The following is a 17,558-nucleotide window of genomic DNA, read 5'->3' as shown; positions in this document are numbered from 1 at the left end:
CCCGCCGTAGAACCATGTGGGGGCGGGCCGGCGCGCCTACCGACGCGGTGCGGCCGCACCGGCCGTACGACGTGGAGGGGTCGACGTGGAGGGGCTCGTCCTGATCGTGGTGCTGGCGGCCACCGTGCTCGTCGGCACCACCATCGGCGGGCGCTACCGGGTCGCCCCGCCGGTCCTGCTCATCGGGATGGGCGCGCTGCTGGCGCTCGCCCCGCCGCTGTCGGACGTGGTGCTCGAACCGGACGTGGTGCTGCTGCTGTTCCTGCCCGCGATCCTCTACCGGGAGAGCCTCACCATCAGCCTGCGGGAGATCCGCGCCAACCTGACCGTCATCGCCCTGCTCGCCGTGGGGCTGGTCGCGGTCACGATGGTGACGGTGGCGCTGGTCGCCCAGGCGGTCGGCGTCGAGGGGCCGGCGGCCTGGGTGCTGGGGGCGGTGCTGGCCCCGACCGACGCCGCCGCGGTCGCCGGCCTGGCCAAGCGGATGCCCCGCCGGTTCCTCACCGTCCTGCGCGCGGAGAGCCTGATCAACGACGGCACCGCGCTCGTCCTGTTCGCCGTCGCGCTCGGCCTGATCACCGGCGGGGCGCCGCCGGGGGCTCTGCCGCTCGTCGAGCGCGTCGGCGGGTCGTTCCTCGGCGGCGTCGCGGCCGGGCTGGCGATCGGGGTGGTGGTCGTACTGATCCGCCGCCGCCTCGACGACCCGCTGCGCGAGGGCGCGCTCAGCGTGCTCACGCCGTTCGTCGCGTTCCTGGCCGCCGAGGAACTGCACGCCAGCGGGGTGCTCGCGGTGGTGGTCGCCGGCCTGGTGCTCTCCTTCGCCGGTCCCCGGGTGATCCGGGCACCCTCCCGGGTGCTGGCCTACGCCTTCTGGGACCTCACCACCTTCCTGATCAACGGGGGCCTGTTCGTGCTGCTCGGGATGCAGATCCCCCGGGCGCTGCGTGGGGTCACCAGCACGTCGGTGGGTCAGGCGCTGCTCATCGCGGTGCTGGTCGCCGGCACCGTCCTGGCGACCCGGATGGCCTGGCTGCACCTGTCGGCGTACCTGCTGCGACTCGTCGACCGCCGTAGGTCGCAACGGGCCCTGCGGGTCGGCTGGCGGATCCGCACGGCCGCCGGGTGGGCCGGCTTCCGCGGCGCGGTGTCGCTGGCCGCGGCCCTCGCGGTGCCGCTGACCACCCCGGCCGGGGAACCCGTCCACGAGCGGGACCTGATCATCTTCTGCACGGCGCTGGTGATCGTCATGATCATGCTGGTGCAGGGCACCACCCTCCCGCTCGTGGTCCGCTGGGCGGGCCTCGTCGGCGACCAGCAGCGCGCCGACGAGGTGCGGATGGCCCGCCTGCGGGCCACCGAGGCCGGGCTGGCGGCGCTGCCGGAGGTCGCCGACGGGCTGGGCGTGCACCGGGACGTCGCCGACCGGATCCGCGTCGACTACCAGGACCACCTCGACGACATCCGCGCCGCCGAGCAGGGCGAAGCCGCCGAGCAGGCCCGCGACCTGGAGCGCCGGCTGCGGCTGGCGGTCCTGGACCGCAAGCGGCGCGAGATCACCCGGCTGCGCAACGCCAACGAGATCGACGACACGGTGCTGCGCGAGCTGCAGGCCGCGCTCGACATCGAGGAGATCCGCCTGCTGGGCCCGCCCACGCCCGAGTGACCGGTCCGGCCCCGACGCCGCGGGCCTCGGCGGAGCGGCCGGACGGTGCGCCGCGGCAGCCGGCGGGCCGGTCGGCGCGCGCGGCGGGCGACGGCCGCTACTGCTGGATCTGCCCGTGATCCCGCCCGCCGGGTGAGCCGCCGGGTTGCGGAGATGGTCCACGATGGAGCATATCCGGGCACACGCGGGTTCGCGGGTTCGAGGGACGCATCGACGTGGACACCACCGGGCCAGGGGCCCCACTGCTGATCGGCGAGGTCCACACCGGCCTCCTGCAGCACTCCACCGCGCTTCCCGCCAGCTCGGTGGCCCGGGTCCTGCGCCTGCGCCCCGGGGAACGGGTCGGGACCATGGACCGGCCGATCCGGTACGCCGTCTCCCCGTCCCTGCTCACGGGAGTGGACTGCCGGTTCGGCGGCGCGTCGGGCAGCACCCGGGTGGTCGGGGCCGTGTCGTCCCGCTCCACCGTCACCGGCGGCCACGTCGTGCAGGCGTCCTCGTTCGCGCGGATCGCGCCCGGCGGCCGGGGACGGCGTGCGGTGTGGTCGCACTACCTGGCCCGCCCCGGCGTGCTGGAGCCGCTGGGGGGCCGGCTCGCGGACCGGGCGGACGAGGACTTCCTCGCCAGCGAACAGCCGGGCGGGGGCCTCGACCTGGGCGCGATCAACACCCGGCTGATGGACGTGGTCCAGTCCGCCGGCCTGGACCGGCGCGCGCCGTTCCGGGTCCCGCGCACGCGGCTGCGCTGGACCGCCCGCCACACCACCACCGCGCACATCGACTTCGGGGTGGAGGAGGGGCACCTGCGTTCGCTGCGCCTCGGCCTGGTCCCCGCCGACGGCGACCCGTGGGACGAGGTCAGGTCCTTCTGCGAGGACGTCGCCCTGCACGACTGGCTGCTCACCGGCCTGCTCCATCTGATCGACAAGGCCGTCGGCGTGGACGGCGCGGACGCGGTGCGGCGGCTGCGCCCGGTCGTCGACCACCTCCTGCACCTGTGGATGCCGGCGGCGCGCCCGGACCGGACCACCGCGCCGCTGTGGGCGAGCCTGGACCGTCAGGTGGGATTCAGCCGGCAGTGGGACAGCTGCGCCACCTGGGTCCGCGACCGGGTGGGCCTCGCCTCCCTGCACCGGCCGGGCGGGCCCCGATGAGCGGGCTGTCGGGCCTGCGCGAGGCATGGGCGCAGACCGGCCGGCCGGTGCGGGTCGCCTCCCTGGGCATGTGGTCCGCCGGCGGGCTCGGCACGGTCGTGGGGGTGGTCGGCGACCAGCTCGGCTGGTGGGACGACCGGCCGTTCCTCACCAACCTGATGTCCTCGCTCGTCGGCGCGCTGTTCGGCATTCCGCTGGCGCTCATCGTGCTCCGCCGGGTCACCGCGGTGGAGGGGCGCCGCACCGAGCGTGCCGAGGCACTGCACGTCGCCCGCGTCACGGCCGAGCGACTGGCCGCCGACCTCGCACCGCTGTGCCCCGACCGGCGGCTGGCCGAGCGGGCCGCCGGCATCCTGCGGCGGCTCGACGACGAGCTGTTGGCCGGGCTGGCCGACCATCGGTTCGGGCCCGCCCTGGCCGAGGCGCTCACCGTGTGGACCGAAGCGGTCGGCCTGTGCGGCGCGGGGCTGCTCGGCGGCCCGCCGGCCAGGGACGTGCTACGGGATGCGGAGGCCACCTGGCGGCACCTGCGCAGGGACGTCGCCCCCCGGCTGCGCGCGCACGGCGTCTCGTGGCCCTCCCGGGCGACCGCCGACCGCGTCGATCGGCTGCTCGCCGACGTCGACGCGTTCCTGCGGGACGACCCGGGCGAGGTCCACCACCTCGCGGAAGCCGCCCGGATGACCCTCAGCGAACGCAGCATCGACCCGCTCGTGGCCATCTACGCCGACGAGTACGCGGTGCTCGGCGGCATCCGCGAGCAGGTGGGATCGCTGTCGGCGGGGGTGGCCGCCGTCGTCGCGCTGCTGGCGGCGGTGGACCAGCTCGGCCCCGACCTGCCGGCCCCTCACAGAAACACGTAGCGGAGCCGGTCGACGGGGTACCCGGGCAGGGCCAACCCCTCGCCGGCGGCGCGGTCGCGTACCTGCCGCGCCGCCGCCGGGTCCACGGCGACCTGGTCGAGGATCGTCCGGACCGCCGTCTCGACCGGCAGGAAACCGCCCGGCAGGACCGACAACGTCCGGTACGCGCAGAACGGCGCGGGCCGGTCGCCGAGCTGGACCACGGCGGGCAGCTCCGCCCAGGTGTCCGGGAAGGCGCCGCGCCACGGTCGGGGCTGCGCGACGGGACGCCCGGCGTCGCGCAGCAGCCCGAGCCGAAGCAGCTGCCACACCCCCGCGAGGAACGCGCACGACCAGGTACGCACTCCGTCGCGCTCGTCCCACAGCTCGACGTCGACGAAGACGGAGTGCCGCCGGGGGACGTTCTGCCGCGGCGGGGTCCACTGTGCACCCGGCGACATCGCCTGGCCGGCCTCGGCGGCCTCCCCGGGACCCGACCGTTGCCCGTTTGACAGCCAGCCGGCGACCAAGGGCGGCGGTCGCGTCCCGTTCGTGCCGGGGGTCGGCTCGCAGACCAGGCTGCCCGCCACGATCGCGGCGGGCGAGACGTCCCCGAGCTGTGCGCACGCGGACTCGCGTGCCAGGTAGTCGATCGCGACGCCGTGCTCCTCGGCGGCCCGCAGCAGGGGCGGCAGGACCTCGCGGGGCGGGCCCGGCGCGGCGAGGTAGTCGTCCACCAGGTAGCACGTGCTCACCCGGGGGGCGGCGTTGGCGCCTCGCCGCTCGGACTCGGCCGCCGCCCGGAACCAGGGAGCCACCGTGGCGAACAGCTCCCGGTACCGGTCCGCGCCCTCGGCGTAGTCGGCCTGGTAGAGGTGGCCCAGCTCCACGGAGAGCCGGGCCAGCGGCACGGCCTCCACCCGGCGACGGGCGCCGGCCTGCTCGAAACGCACCTCCGCCGGCCCGGCCGGCTCCGGCGCGTTCGGCCCGGGCGCGGTCACAGGCGTTCCCACGACTCGGCATCGGTCACCGCGCGGGCCAGCCGGTCGAACGCCTCGATCGTCGCCTGGTTGGCGATTCCCCGGCCCCAGACGTCGTTGTCGGAGATGATCTGCTCGCGCCACTGCAACAGCGGCTCCAACGGCGCGCTGCCCAGCAGCGTGGTACGCCCCATGCGGTTGCGGCTGGCCAGCTCCTGGAGATCCTGGTTGCAGTCCCGCAGCCACGCGATCTGCCCCGGACGCAGGCCGGCGAGCTCGGCGGAGTCCAGGTCGACGACGGCGGTGCGGACGTACCTGATCGAGTCCAGCAGGGCCGCGCGGTCGTGCCCGAGCGCCTCCCCCGTGTCCGCGAGGCCGTGCCGGCCGTGGACGAGCCCGGCGGCGGCGAGGATGTGCTGGCGGGTCCACCGGTGGAAGACCAGCCACCGCACCGGCACCGCCGCCAGGGCAGGCCGCGCGGTGACGGCGAGCGCGAGCTGGGTCGCGTACGATCGGCCGGCGCTCAGGTCGACCAGGCAGACGTCGAACTCCTCCTCCAGCCGCAACAGCAGGTCGGCGCACCGCTGGACCGTCTGGGGGTCGATGGGGAACTCGCCACCGCCCTCGTCGCCGGGGAACAGCACCAGCTGGCCTGTTCCGGCCGTCCGGGTGCGCAGCCCGGGTCGCTCGCTCTCGGTCCACACGTCCACCCGGTGCGGGCTGGCCGCCGAGCCGGTCAGGTAGCTGTGCAGCCCCCCGGACGGCGTGCCGCGCCCGACGGAGTCGACCTGGAAGATCGTGCCCACCGTCGGGGAGCCGAAGTCGAAGTCGAGGTAGCAGACGTCGACGCCGGTCAGGGCCCACCGGTAGAGGATGTTGCAGCCGGTGACGGACCGGCCGGTTCCGCCCTTGTCGGAGGCTGCGAAGACCAGCACGGCCTACTCCACGTCCTGGCGCGCCGCGGCCAGCTGGTCCAGCTCCTGCAGCACACGGGTGGCGAGGGCCGCGGCCGTGCCGGGCCGGGTGTCGATGATCCGCCGGGCGCGCTCCAGGCCGGCCTGGACGGCCTGGAGGTGCTGACGCATCGCCGGGCCGGCGGTGTCGGCCCCGTTCAACAGCTCCTGGCTGAACAGGTGCTCCGCCTCCAGCAGCAGGTCCTCCCCGTAGGCGACGAGCCGCTCGCTGCGCAGCGGCGGCCCGCCCGTCAGCCTCGCCGCCGCCACCAGGCACTCGACCACCCGCTCGGTGTACCGCCACGACGGCAGGTCGTGCCGGTCGTCGACGAAGGGGTACACGTTGACGGCCTGGTCCCACAGGTTGCGCGCCGGCCCGTCGCTGATGCGGCGGCGCGACAGGTGGTCCCACACCTCGTCGGCCTGTCGCAGCAGCTCGCCCCGCAGGCCCGGGTCCCGCATCAGGCCGGCCAGGCCGAGCATGCGCTTGAGCAGCAGCGGGGAGAAGTCGGTGCACGGCCACAGCAGCCGGCCCGGGCCGGCCTCCTCGCTGCCGACGAGGGAGATGAGCACCCCGGGGGAGTGCAGGGCGACCGCCGGATCGCGTTCGAAGGGCCGGCGGACGATCCGGGCCCGCCCGGCCAGCTCGTCGAGCACCCGGGCCACCCGGCCCAGCTCGGTGTCGGGGGAGCGTTGCTGGATGAGGTCCTGCACGGTCATCGCGGTCACCAGGAGGCTGAAGTAGTCGGACTCCTGGTTGTCGGTCGTGCGCCACGGGATGTCCTCCAGTGGCCAGCGCGCGGTGCCGAAGCTGGCCACGGTGGACCAGTAGCGTTGGGTGATGTCCCAGCGCAGTTGCAGCGCCCGGGCGAGGCGCTCCTGCTCCTCGGTCAGCAGGCCGAGGATCCGGGTCCGCTCGGAGAACAGCTCCTCGATCCCGTTCAGGGCGGCGAGGGAGAAGTAGAGGTAGGGCGCGGCCTCGGCGACGCCGGGCCGCTGGACGCCGATCTCCTCGCCGACGTCCACCATGGGGGCGTCCCTGATGACGCCCCAGGACCAGCCGCACTCGAACAGCCGGCCGGGGTGGTCCAGCGTGTCGTTGACGTCGGGCGCGGCGATCCGGACGCCCCGCAGCGCGGCCCGGACGTCGGCCAGCCCCTGCCACAGGCTCTCGACGACCATCCGGTCGGGCAGCCCCGTCTGGTTGACGGTGCGGATCAGCGTCCGGCCGGCCGGCGAGTCGGCCTCGAACGCGTACACGGCGAAGCTGCGCAGCAGCCCGACCATCGCGGCCGTCAGCCGCCGGCTCGCGTGCTCCTCCAGCTCGTCGATCTCGGAGCGAAGCTGGGCCCGGGTCACGACGGTGCGGAAGACCCGGGCGAAGCCGATCGCCGCGAGCGACAGCCGCACCGACATGGTGTACGAGTCGACGATGTCCATGCCGGCCTGCTCGGCGCTGACCTTGTCGGACCCGGCGACGTGGAAGTAGCCCGCGCCGGAGAAGACCGGGGTGCCGTCGAGATCCGTGTACCGCTGCAGGTACTCGCTGAGGACGCGGACGAGCAGGCGGGGGACCCCGATCGAGTCGCCGAGGTCGGCCAGCGCCCGCAGCGCGTCGTCGGAGGTCGCATCCGGCCGTTCCAGAACGAAACGCGAATCGGTCGTGGCGGGCAGCATCAGGCAGAGCAACTGCTCGGCGTCGCTGATCGAGTTGGAACCGTCGCGCCCTCCCCACACCCAGGTGCCGTCGCGGTAGCACAGCCGCGCCGTCGCCCGCCAGATCTCCAGCAGCTGCTGCCGAGGTTGCATCCTCATGGGCGTAGGGACACCTCCTCGCCGGCCGCCATCCGGGTCCCGCCTCCCAGCATGGGGCACCGGCGCAAGGCCGTCAGGCCCGGGCCGGCACGCCGCCCGCGCCCTCCCGCAGCGCCAGGTCGGAGAAGTGGCAGGCGACCTCACGGTCGGCGTCGCCCGGCGTCGGGCCGAGCACGGGCTGCACCTGCCCGCACTGCTGCCGGGCCAGCCGGCAGCGGGTGTGGAACCGGCAGCCCGGCGGCGGGTCGGACGGGCTGGGCGGGTCACCGGCGAGCACGATGCGCCGGCTGCCGCCGCGCCGGCCCGTGGGATCGACCACGGGGGAGGCGGACAGCAGCGCCTGGGTGTACGGGTGGGCCGGCCGGGAGTAGACGGTCTCGGTGTCGCCGATCTCGGCCAGCCGCCCGAGGTACATGACGGCGGTGCGGTCGGCGACGTGCCGCACCACGGACAGGTCGTGGGCGATGAACACCAGGGCGATGTTCATCCGGCGTTGCAGGTCCCGCAGCAGGTTGACCACCTGCGCCTGCACGCTGACGTCGAGGGCGGAGACGGGCTCGTCGCAGACGAGGATCTCCGGTTCCAGGGCGAGGGCGCGGGCGATGCCGATGCGCTGGCGCTGCCCGCCGGAGAACTGGTGCGGGTAGCGGTGCATCAGCTCCGGCGCGAGCCCGACGAGGCCGAGCAGCTCGGCGACCCGGTCGGAGCGGGCCTGCCGGTCGCCGCGGCCGTGCACCACGAGGGGCTCGGCGATCAGGTCGCGCACGCACATGCGCGGGTCCAGCGAGGTGTACGGGTCCTGGAAGACCATCTGCACCTGGCGGCGCAGCAGCCGCCGGTCGCGCCCCCGCACGCCGGTGATGTCGCGTCCCCGCACCACGATGCTGCCCGAGTCGGGGCGTTCCAGGCCGACCAGCATCCGGGCCAGGGTGGACTTGCCGCACCCGGACTCCCCGACGACGCCGAGGGATTCCCCGGCGTGCAGCCGGATGCTCACCCCGTCGACGGCGCTGACCCGGGTGCGGCCGAGCCCGGCCCGGCCGGTGGTGAACGTCTTGTGCAGGTCCGTGGCGACCAGGACGGGTTCAGCCGGTGACGACATGCGACAGCTCCTCGGTGCGGTGGCAGGCGGCGGCGCGGCCGTCGATGACCCTCAGCGCGGGGCGCTCGGTGCGGCACCGCTCGACGACCCGGTCGCAGCGGGGGTGGAACGCGCACCCGGGCGGCTTGCGGGTCGGGTTGGGCGGGGTGCCGGGGATGGCGTACAGGTCGTCGCCGCGCTGGTGGGCCTGGGGCACGGAGCGCAGCAGGGCGTCGGTGTACGGGTGGGCGGGCGCGCCGAGGACCTCGGCGGTGGTGCCGGTCTCCACGACCCGCCCGGCGTACATGACCACGACCCGGTCGGCGACCTCGGAGACGACGCCGAGGTCGTGGGTGATCAGCAGGATGCCGATGCCGAGATCCCGGCGCAGCCCGTTGAGCAGCTCCAGGATCTGGGCCTGGACGGTGACGTCGAGGGCGGTGGTCGGCTCGTCGGCGATGATCAGCTCGGGGCGCAGGGCGATTGCCATCGCGATGAGGATGCGCTGGCGCATCCCGCCGGAGAACTGGTGCGGGTACTCGTCGACCCGGCGGTCCGGGGCGGGGATGCCGACCTGGGCGAGCAGGTCGACGGCGGCGGCGCGGGCCTGCCGGCGGGACGCGCCGCGATGGGTACGGAACAACTCGCCGAGCTGGTCGCCGATGCTGAGCACCGGGTTGAGGGCGGACAGCGCGTCCTGGAAGACCATGCTCATCCGGTTGCCGCGCACGGCCCGGCGCCCGGCCTCGGTGAGCGTGGTGAGGTCGGTGCCGCCGAGCGCGACGCGGTCGGCCTCGACGCGCACGGTCGGCGGGTGCAGCCCCATGATCGCCTTCGCGGTGACCGACTTGCCGGAGCCCGACTCGCCGAGCAGCGCGACGAGTTCGCCGGCGGCGACGTCGAGGTCGACGTCCACGGCGGCGGGCACGTCGCCGCGCCGGGTGGCGAAGGTCACGGACAGCCCGCGTACCGACAGGGCCTGTCCTCCTCCGTCCGGTGGGGCGGTGGTTGGGGCGTCTGGCTGATTCACCGCGAGCCTCCAGCTACGCATAACGGACGCCCGTGCCGGTAATCCCCGCTGCAACGGCTGTCCGTGCCTGTTCCTGAACTGCATCTTGACTTCCGTGCCGAATCATTGCAACCCTCTAATCGGTCGCGCCGGTTCTGGGCGCCGACCCCGGCGGCCGCGCCTCTTCTTCGCGGGCCGCGAATCTGAAGGGACCCCACGCGGATGCTTGAACAGGCGAAGCGCTACACCGGCTACACGGCGTACGACTACCTGGAGGCCGGCAAGGACTTCAAGAAGTTCCGGTACGCCGAGCAGATCGGCCGGGTGCCGGCCTACGCCGGCCTCGACCTCTCCGACAGCCAGCGGGAACGCACGCAGCGGCTGCTGCGCGACGAGATCGTCATCTCGCTGCACGACCACGTCCAGGTCTTCCCCGAGGACATGGGCCAGCTCCGCGAGCACATCCGGGCCGGCCGCGAACCCACCGGCTACCTCGGCCTGTCCCGCTCGGGCATGACCGCCGTGTTCGACAACGGCATGGACGGCACCTGCTGCATCTCCAGCGACGCCGGCTGGAAGTACACCGACGTCCTGTTCGACCTCGGCGTGCGGATGGCCGACATCGCCCACCAGGACTACGTGATCAAGGCCGAGTCGCTCAAGGACATCTACCACGCCCACGAGACCGGCCGGCTCGCGCACGTGTTCGCCCTGGAAGCCGCCACCATGATCGAGAACGAGGTCGACCGCCTCGACGTGCTCTACGGCTTCGGCGTCCGGCAGATCGGCATCGCCTACTCCGAGGCCAACATGCTCGGCGGCGGCCTCAAGGAGCGCGGCGACGGCGGCCTGACCTACTTCGGCGAGCGGGCCGTCGAACGGATGAACAAGCTCGGCCTGGCCATCGACATCTCCCACTCCGGCGACCGCACCGCCATGGACGTGATCCAGAAGTCCACCAAGCCGGTCTTCATCACCCACTGCGGCTCCCGCGAGGTGTGGCCGACCAACCGGATGAAGCCCGACGCGGTCATCCGCGCCTGCGCCGAGCGCGGCGGAGTGCTCGGCCTGGAGGCCGCCCCGCACACCACCCTGTCCCCGGCCCACCCCCGGCACAGCCTGGAGTCGGTCATGGACCACTTCGTCCACGCGGTCGACCTCATCGGCATCGACCACGTGGCCTTCGGCCCCGACACCCTCTTCGGCGACCACGTCGGGCTGCACGACGCCTTCGCGGCCAACCTGTCCACCAAGGAGGCCCACGGCCGGGTCGAGTACCCCAAGGTCGAGTACGTCGACGGCCTGGAGAACCCCGCCGAGTGCTTCTACAACATCATCGGATGGCTCGTGGCCCACGACTACTCCGACGACGAGATCCGCAAGGTCATCGGTGGCAACACCATCCGCGTCCTCGAGGAGGTCTGGGTCTGATGCGTCTCCGCCTACCCCTCGTCGCCGTCACCGCGTTCGCCGCGGTGGTCGCGACGGCAGCCTGCAGCCCCAGCGCGCCGAGCGACTCGGCCGCCCAGGGCGGCGACAAGAACGCCACCCTCACCATCGCCACCACCACCGACGTGGTCAACTTCAACCCGCTGCTGGGCAACAGCCGCACCGACGGCTGGATCACCAACCTGATGTACCCGCGGCTGCTCACCATCGACGCCAACGGCGCCAAGCAGCCGTACCTGGCCGCCGACCGCGGCTACAGCGACCCCACCACCGGCTTCTACGAGCTGCGCGGCGACATGAAGTGGAGCGACGGCACCGCCGTCAGCGCCGCCGACGTCGCGTACACCATCAACACGATCATGACGAAGAAGCCCGCCGGCAACGTCGTCTACGGCCAGCTCGCCAACGTCGAGTCCGCCTCCGCCCCGACGGCCACCCGGGTCGAGCTGAAGCTCAAGCGGCCCGACGCCACCGTCGTCGACGAGGTCGGCTTCTGGATGAACGTCGTGCCCAAGCACGTCTTCGAGAAGGCCCCCGACGCGGGCACCTTCGCCAACAACAGCGACTGGGTCAGCGCCGGGCCGTTCAAGCTCACCACCGTCGCCAAGGGCCAGAGCTACACCCTGGAGCGGGTCACCCCGTACCCGATGGCCCCCGCCGGCACCCCCAACGTGGCGAAGGTCGTCTACCGGGTCTACCCCGACGTCAACACCGAGATCCTCGCGCTGCGCAACGGCGACGTGGACCTCATCGCCAACGCCCTGCCCCCGGCCCAGGTCAAGACCCTCCAGTCGACCCCCGGGGTCAAGGTCCAGGAGGTCCCCGGCCTCGGGTACGCCCACATGACCTACAACATGACCCGCAAGCCCCTGGACAACCTCAAGGTGCGGCAGGCCCTCGCCCACGCCGTCGACTACGAGGCCATCCGCTCCGTCGTGCTCCAGGGCCAGGCGGTCACCACCGGCTCCAGCCCCATCCCGCCGGTGCTCAAGGACTTCGTCAAGCCCGACCTCAAGGAGTACGCCTTCGACCCGGCGCTGGCCCGCAAGCTGGTCACCGAGTCCGGCGTCGGCACCCTGCGCCCGCTGACGATGATCTACTCGCTGCAGGACGCCGTCACCTCGCAGTGGGCGCAGCTGGTCAAGGACAACGCCGCCCAGGCCGGCATCACCATCGAGCTGCAGGGCATGGACCGCAACACCTACCTGGCCAAGACCGCCGCCGGCGAGTACGACATCTACGCCGGCAACTTCGCCATCATGGACGACCCGGCGACCAACATGGCCCTGACGTTCCTGCCCGACGGCGCCATCAACTACACCAAGGTCGACGACCCGGCGCTGAGCGCGCTGATCACCAAGGCCACCGCGACCACCGACAAGGCCGCCCAGAAGGAACTGATCTGGCAGGCCGCCACCCTCGTGCACGACAACGTCTACGACAACGTCATGTACATGCAGAACCTGTACGTCGCCCACAGCGACAAGTGGGACGGCTTCGTGGTCAAGCCCAGCGAGCTGCTGTCGGTGGTCGACCCGCAGTCCCTGGCGAACGCGCGGAAGGTCGGCTGAGCACATGCCACCGGTTGTCGGCTTCGTCGCGCGGCGGCTCGGACGGGCGGTCCTGACGCTGTGGTTCGCCACCACGATCACCTTCCTGCTGCTGCGGCTGCTGCCCGGCAACCCGGCGCTCGCCGTCGCCACCCCCAACATGACCCCGCAGACCCAGGCGATCCTGCTGCGCCAGTACGGCCTCGACGAGCCCCTGCTCGTCCAGTACGGCAAGTACCTGTGGCAGCTCGTCCAGGGCAACCTCGGGGTCTCCATCACCCAGTCCGTTCCGGTGACCGACGTGCTGCTGGAACGCCTCCCGTGGACCCTGCTGCTCACCGGGTCCTCCCTGCTGGTGACGGTCGCCGTCGGCATCCCCCTCGGGGTGCTGGCGGCGACCCGCCCCCGCGGGCTGCTCGACCGGCTCGTGCAGGTCGGCGGCGTCGTCGGCCAGTCGGTCTTCGTGCCCAGCGTCGCGATCGCGCTGCTGTTCCTGTTCGGCCTGCAACTGCGGTGGCTGCCCATCGGCGGTGCGTACAGCCCCGGCGTCTACGGCGGGCAGTGGTACCTCGACGTCGCGGCCCACCTGGTGCTGCCCTGCGTCAGCCTGGTCCTGGTGCAGCTCGGCTCCTACGTGCTGACCCTGCGGGCCACCCTCATCGACTCCCTCGGCGAGGACTACTGCGTCCTGGCCACCGCCAAGGGCCTGCCCCACCGCAAGGTGGTGTGGAAGCACGCCCTGCGCAACGCGCTGCTGCCCACCACCACCCTGGTCGGCCTGCAACTGGGCTTCCTCGTCGGCGGCGCGGTGCTCACCGAGACCGTCTTCGCCTACCCGGGCATCGGCCGGGGCATCTACGAGGCGGTCACCCAGCTCGACTACCCCGTCCTGCAGGGCGCGTTCGTCCTGCTCGCCGCGACCGTCGTGCTCGCCAACGTGCTCACCGACCTGGCGTACGGCCTGCTCGACCCGAGAGTGAGGACCCAGTGACCGCCGCCGGCATCGCCCTCGACCAGGTCGTCGCCGACCAGCCGACCGCCGCGAGCGCCACCTGGACGGCGTTCCGCCGCAACCCGCTGGGCCTGGTCTCCCTCGCCGTGCTCGCCGCCCTCGTCGTCGTCGCGGTCGCCGCCCCGCTCATCGCCGACTATCCCGGCGGCTACGGCCCGGCGGTGCTCACCCCGCCGTCCGGGCAGCACTGGTTCGGCACCGACAACCTCGGCCGCGACATCTTCGCCGAGGTCGTCTGGGGCACCCGGATCAGCATGCTCGTCGCCGCGCTCTCCTCCGCCCTGGCCATCGTCATCGGCGTGCTCGTCGCGGTGCTCGGCGCGTACTTCCCGAAGGTCGACACCCTGGTCGGCACGGTCGTCGACCTGGCCCTGTCGCTGCCGGTGCTGCCCCTGATGATCCTCGTCGCCGCCCTGGCCGGGCCCAGCCTCGCCACCGTGGTCGTGGTCATCGCCCTGTTCTCCTGGCCGGAGGTGGCCCGCGTGGTCCGCTCCCAGGCCCTGGCCGTGGTCCGGCTGCCCTACATCGACGCCGCCCGGCTCACCGGCGGCTCCTGGCTGTGGATCATCCGCCGGCACCTGGTGCCCGCCGTCGCCCCCGTCATCGTGGTGTCGGTCGTGCTCACCGCCTCCCGGGCCGTGCTGTCGGCCGCCGGCCTGGCCTTCCTCGGCCTCGGCGACCCCAACAGCTGGTCGTGGGGCCGGATCCTCTACGAGGCCCAGCAGTCCGGCGCGATGTCCAGCGCCTGGTGGACCACCCTGTTCCCCTCGCTGGCGATGCTCGCCCTCGTCGTGTCCGCCACCCTCATCTCCATCGCCTACAACGACGCCCGCAACCCACGCACCCGGGAGAACTGACGTGCTGTCGACCCAACGGCTCCCCGTGGACTTCTACCGCTCGGTGCAGGACGACGTGCGCGCCGCCGCCGACCGCGCCGGCCTGGCCGCCGTCCTCACCGACCACCCCGACGACGTCGCCTACCTCACCGGCTTCTTCCACCACCCCTGCGAACGACCGGTGGCCGTGCTGCTGCCCGTCGACGGACCCACCCGGCTGCTGCTGCCCGAGCTGGAACGCGAGCACGCGCAGGCCCAGCACGCCGCCGCCGAACTGGTGTCCTACCCGGAGTTCCCCGGCCGCGTCCCGCCGTTCACCCACCTGCGCGACGTCGCCGGCCGCGTCGGCCACCCCGGCAGCACCGCCGCCGCCCGCGTCGCCGAGATCGCCCGGGACCTGCCCCGCGCCGCGCTGGAGATCGCCGACGTGGTGGGCACGGCCCGGCTGCGCAAGCGGCCCGAGGAGATCGCCCTGCACGCCGAGGCCGCCCGGATCACCGACCTCATGCTGGTCGCCGGCCGCGACCTCGTCGAGCAGGCCCTCGCCGCCGGCGGCGAACTGCCGAGCGAGGCCGAGCTGGCCGCGCACGTCACCCGGGTCGGCACCGCCACGATGTACGCCGACCACGCCGACGTCGTGGTGGTGTCCCTGCTCGCCGGCGGCCTCGTCTACGCCGGCCCCAACAGCGCCCACCCGCACGGCCTGCCCTCGGGCTACCGGCTGCGCCCCGGCGACACGTTCATGCTCTCCCTCGGCTGCGCCGTCGGCGGCCGGTACGTCGAGGGGGAGCGCACGTTCCTCCTCGGCGAGCCCAGCGCCGAGCAGCGCCGCTACTACGAGGCCGTGCGTGCCGCCCAGCAGGCCGGCACCGAGTTCCTCGCCCCGGGCGTGGTCTGCGCCGACGCCAACCGGCACTGCCTCGACGTGATCCGCGACGCCGGCCTGGCCGGGTTCCTGCGCCACCGGCAGGGCCACGGCATCGGCCTCGGCATGCACGAGCCGCCCTGGCTGGAGGACGGCGACCCGACCGTGCTGGAGGAGGGCATGGTCGTCTCCAACGAGCCCGGCATCTACGTGCCCGGCCACGCCGGCTACCGCATCTCCGACTCGATGCTGATCACCGAATCCGGGGCCCGCCCCTTCACCAGCTACCCCCGTTCCCTCGACGACGTCGTCATCCCCGTCCCCTGAGCCGCCGTCCCGTCCCCTGAGGAGTGCCCGCCGTGCGACTGCCGATCAACGGAAACGAACTGGAGGTGGAGGTCTTCGGCGCCGAGGACGCTCCGCTGCTCATCGCCCACCACGGCGCGCCCGGCCTCGGCTCCCGCGCCGAGCCCCGCGCCACGTTCCGGCCGTTCGCCGACACGTTCCGCGTCCTGGTCTTCGACGCCCGCGGCAGCGGCGTCAGCGAGGGCCGGCCGCCGTTCACCCACGAGCAGTGGGTCGCCGACGTCGACGCGCTGCGGCAGTGGGCCGGCGCGGAGCGGTTCGTCCTGGCCGGCGGCTCCTACGGCGGCTTCATCGCCATGGAGTACGCGATCCGCCACCCCGAACGGCTCACCGCCCTCGTGCTGCGCGACACCTCCGCCGACCACGAGAACGAGAAGGCCGCCCGGCGTAACGCCGAGACATCCACCCGTGTGAAGATCGACCCCGACAAGCTGGACCGCATCAACACCGGACGGGTGCGTGACGATGACGACCTGCGGGACTGCTGGCGGGAGATCCTGCCGCTCTACGACCACGTCTACGATCCGGCGGCCGTCGAGGCCAAGGTCGAGGCCACGTTCTACCGCTACGAGACGCACAACCACGCGTTCGCGGTGAACCAGCCGGCGTACGACATCAAGGCCGACCTGCACCGGATCACCTGCCCGACGCTGGTGACCGTCGGTCGCGACGACTGGATCACCCCGGTGGCCAGCAGCCGGACGATCGCCGACCTGATCCCCGACGCGCGGCTGGTGGTGTTCGAGAAGTCCGGCCACTCCCCGCAGGTGGAGGAGGCCGAGCTGTGGCGCGAGACGGTACGCGACTTCCTGCGCGAGGTGGGGGCGGATGAGCAGCGGTCCTGAGCACCTGGACGAACTGGACCGGCGGATCATCCTGGCCCTGCAGGCCGACGGGCGGGCCACCTGGACCGAGATCGCCGAGCGGTGCCAGACGTCGGTGACCACCGTGGCGCGCCGCGGCCAGCAGCTGCTGCGCGACGGCATCGTCCGGGTCGCGGTGATGCCCGACGTCGAGTACCCGGGAGCGGCGGACCTGTTCGTGCTGCGCATCACCTGCGAGCCGGGCACCCAGAAGCGGGTGCTGGCCCAGCTCGCCGACCGGGCCGACCTGCGCTTCCTGGCCCTGGTCACGGGTCCGGCGGACATCATCGCCGAGCTGAGCCTGCGCCGGGGCGACTCGCTGCACGCCCGGATCGTCGAGGAGATCCAGGCGATCGAGGGCGTGCAGCGCTGCGACACCGACCTGACCCTGCACGTCTACAAGGTCTCGCACGACTGGGGCCAGCAACTCGTCGTGCCGGGCACACCCGACACCGTGGTCGAGGTGCACCAGTGCGCGCCGGGTCACTTCGACGCCGCCGACGAGAAGATCATCGACTTCATGCAGGAGGACGGCCGGGCCAGCTTCCGCGCGGTCGCCAAGGCCCTCGGCGTCGACGAGAGCACCGTGCGCCGCCGGTTCGAGGTGCTCCAGCGCCGGGGCTGCATCAGCGTGGTCACGCTGGTCTCCGCGCCGGCGCTCGGCTTCGAGTCCGAGATCATCTTCAACATCACCGTCGACCCGGCCCGCCTCGACACCCTCGCGCAGGAGCTGGGCACCCACCGGGGCGTCCGGTACGTCGCGGCCACCCTCAACCGCAACGCGCTGTTCTGCGAGGTCATCCTGCCCACCACCGACGACGTGCACGCGTTCACCACCCGCACGCTCGGCCGCCTCGACGGGGTGCAGGGCTGGACGGCCAGCATGGTGCTGCTCACCATCCGGCGGGGCTTCGTCGAGACCCCCTGGTGGCGCGACAACGTCTGAGGCGGGCATCCGGGCAGGTCGCGGGCCTTCTCCGCCAAGGAGGGGGGTCGATTTTGTGGGCCCGAGGGGACGGAGTAATGTTCTGTGCCGGCAGGGAAACGGGCGCCAGGTGGGAGACCACGGCGGACGGCCTGCCGGACCCCAGGAAGCCACCGGCGGATGCCGGGTGCAGAA

The 17,558-nt window shown here is 73.0% G+C and carries 15 protein-coding genes; 10 read left to right on the top strand and 5 right to left on the bottom strand.

Features of this window, described 5'->3' with window-relative positions; all coding sequences use genetic code 11:
- The first annotated feature begins 85 nt into the window (after window positions 1–85).
- From LPU61_RS24340 to LPU61_RS24330, 3 genes are all read left to right on the top strand, one after another.
- Window positions 86–1,663 (top strand): Na+/H+ antiporter, encoded by a 1,578-nt coding sequence (locus LPU61_RS24340; RefSeq protein WP_229406263.1) that lies wholly within the window; start codon window positions 86–88, stop codon window positions 1,661–1,663.
- Window positions 1,664–1,878: 215 nt separating this feature from the next.
- Window positions 1,879–2,817 carry an SCO2521 family protein gene (locus tag LPU61_RS24335; protein ID WP_229406262.1) on the top strand — a complete coding sequence of 313 codons (939 nt, stop codon included), beginning with the start codon at window positions 1,879–1,881 and terminating at the stop codon, window positions 2,815–2,817.
- On the top strand, window positions 2,814–3,680 hold the full coding sequence (locus tag LPU61_RS24330) for a hypothetical protein (RefSeq protein WP_043963515.1): 867 nt from the start codon (window positions 2,814–2,816) through the stop codon (window positions 3,678–3,680). The genes LPU61_RS24335 and LPU61_RS24330 overlap by 4 nt, the downstream gene beginning before the upstream one ends.
- Here the strand turns inward: LPU61_RS24330 and LPU61_RS24325 are convergent.
- The 5 genes from LPU61_RS24325 to LPU61_RS24305 form a co-directional block, all read right to left on the bottom strand.
- Window positions 3,665–4,660 carry an SCO2522 family protein gene (locus tag LPU61_RS24325; protein ID WP_229406261.1) on the bottom strand — a complete coding sequence of 332 codons (996 nt, stop codon included), beginning with the start codon at window positions 4,658–4,660 and terminating at the stop codon, window positions 3,665–3,667. The genes LPU61_RS24330 and LPU61_RS24325 overlap by 16 nt on opposite strands.
- Entirely contained in the window at window positions 4,657–5,574 is a 918-nt protein-coding gene (locus LPU61_RS24320) for an SCO2523 family variant P-loop protein (RefSeq protein ID WP_229406260.1), read from the bottom strand. The genes LPU61_RS24325 and LPU61_RS24320 overlap by 4 nt, the downstream gene beginning before the upstream one ends.
- Window positions 5,575–5,577: 3 nt before the next feature.
- Window positions 5,578–7,407 carry an SCO2524 family protein gene (locus LPU61_RS24315; protein ID WP_229406259.1) on the bottom strand — a complete coding sequence of 610 codons (1,830 nt, stop codon included), beginning with the start codon at window positions 7,405–7,407 and terminating at the stop codon, window positions 5,578–5,580.
- Between the two features lie 73 nt (window positions 7,408–7,480).
- Window positions 7,481–8,509, bottom strand: coding sequence for an ABC transporter ATP-binding protein (locus tag LPU61_RS24310; protein ID WP_043963518.1), 1,029 nt, complete (start codon window positions 8,507–8,509; stop codon window positions 7,481–7,483).
- A complete protein-coding gene (locus LPU61_RS24305; RefSeq protein WP_082106344.1) occupies window positions 8,493–9,539 on the bottom strand; it encodes an ABC transporter ATP-binding protein in 1,047 nt (348 codons plus the stop codon). Before LPU61_RS24305 ends, LPU61_RS24310 begins: the two co-directional genes overlap by 17 nt.
- Before the next feature lie 180 nt (window positions 9,540–9,719).
- On the opposite strand from LPU61_RS24305, the gene LPU61_RS24300 reads away from it, so the two are divergent.
- From LPU61_RS24300 to LPU61_RS24270, 7 genes are read left to right on the top strand one after another with little or no spacing between them, the layout of a single operon-like run.
- Window positions 9,720–10,928, top strand: a complete 1,209-nt coding sequence (locus LPU61_RS24300) for a dipeptidase (RefSeq protein ID WP_043963519.1) — start codon at window positions 9,720–9,722, stop codon at window positions 10,926–10,928.
- Complete coding sequence (locus LPU61_RS24295; protein WP_043963520.1) at window positions 10,928–12,517, top strand: ABC transporter substrate-binding protein; 1,590 nt, start codon at window positions 10,928–10,930, stop codon at window positions 12,515–12,517. Before LPU61_RS24300 ends, LPU61_RS24295 begins: the two co-directional genes overlap by 1 nt.
- A 4-nt stretch (window positions 12,518–12,521) precedes the next feature.
- Window positions 12,522–13,487 carry an ABC transporter permease gene (locus LPU61_RS24290; RefSeq protein ID WP_043963521.1) on the top strand — a complete coding sequence of 322 codons (966 nt, stop codon included), beginning with the start codon at window positions 12,522–12,524 and terminating at the stop codon, window positions 13,485–13,487.
- Window positions 13,484–14,365: an ABC transporter permease gene (locus LPU61_RS24285; protein ID WP_052503808.1), complete on the top strand. Its 882-nt coding sequence runs from the start codon at window positions 13,484–13,486 to the stop codon at window positions 14,363–14,365. Before LPU61_RS24290 ends, LPU61_RS24285 begins: the two co-directional genes overlap by 4 nt.
- A 1-nt stretch (window position 14,366) precedes the next feature.
- Window positions 14,367–15,536 (top strand): Xaa-Pro peptidase family protein, encoded by a 1,170-nt coding sequence (locus LPU61_RS24280; RefSeq protein WP_229406257.1) that lies wholly within the window; start codon window positions 14,367–14,369, stop codon window positions 15,534–15,536.
- Window positions 15,537–15,568: 32 nt separating this feature from the next.
- Entirely contained in the window at window positions 15,569–16,420 is an 852-nt protein-coding gene (locus tag LPU61_RS24275; RefSeq protein ID WP_043963522.1) for an alpha/beta fold hydrolase, read from the top strand.
- A complete protein-coding gene (locus tag LPU61_RS24270) occupies window positions 16,404–17,384 on the top strand; it encodes an Lrp/AsnC family transcriptional regulator (protein ID WP_229406256.1) in 981 nt (326 codons plus the stop codon). The genes LPU61_RS24275 and LPU61_RS24270 overlap by 17 nt, the downstream gene beginning before the upstream one ends.
- Window positions 17,385–17,558 lie beyond the last annotated feature (174 nt).

The sequence above is a fragment of the Micromonospora sp. NBRC 110038 genome, assembly GCF_020884815.1.
Classification (GTDB): Bacteria; Actinomycetota; Actinomycetes; order Mycobacteriales; family Micromonosporaceae; genus Micromonospora; species Micromonospora haikouensis.
The sequence above is the reverse complement of the archived record's forward strand: the minus strand, read 5'-3'. Positions and strand labels throughout refer to the sequence as shown.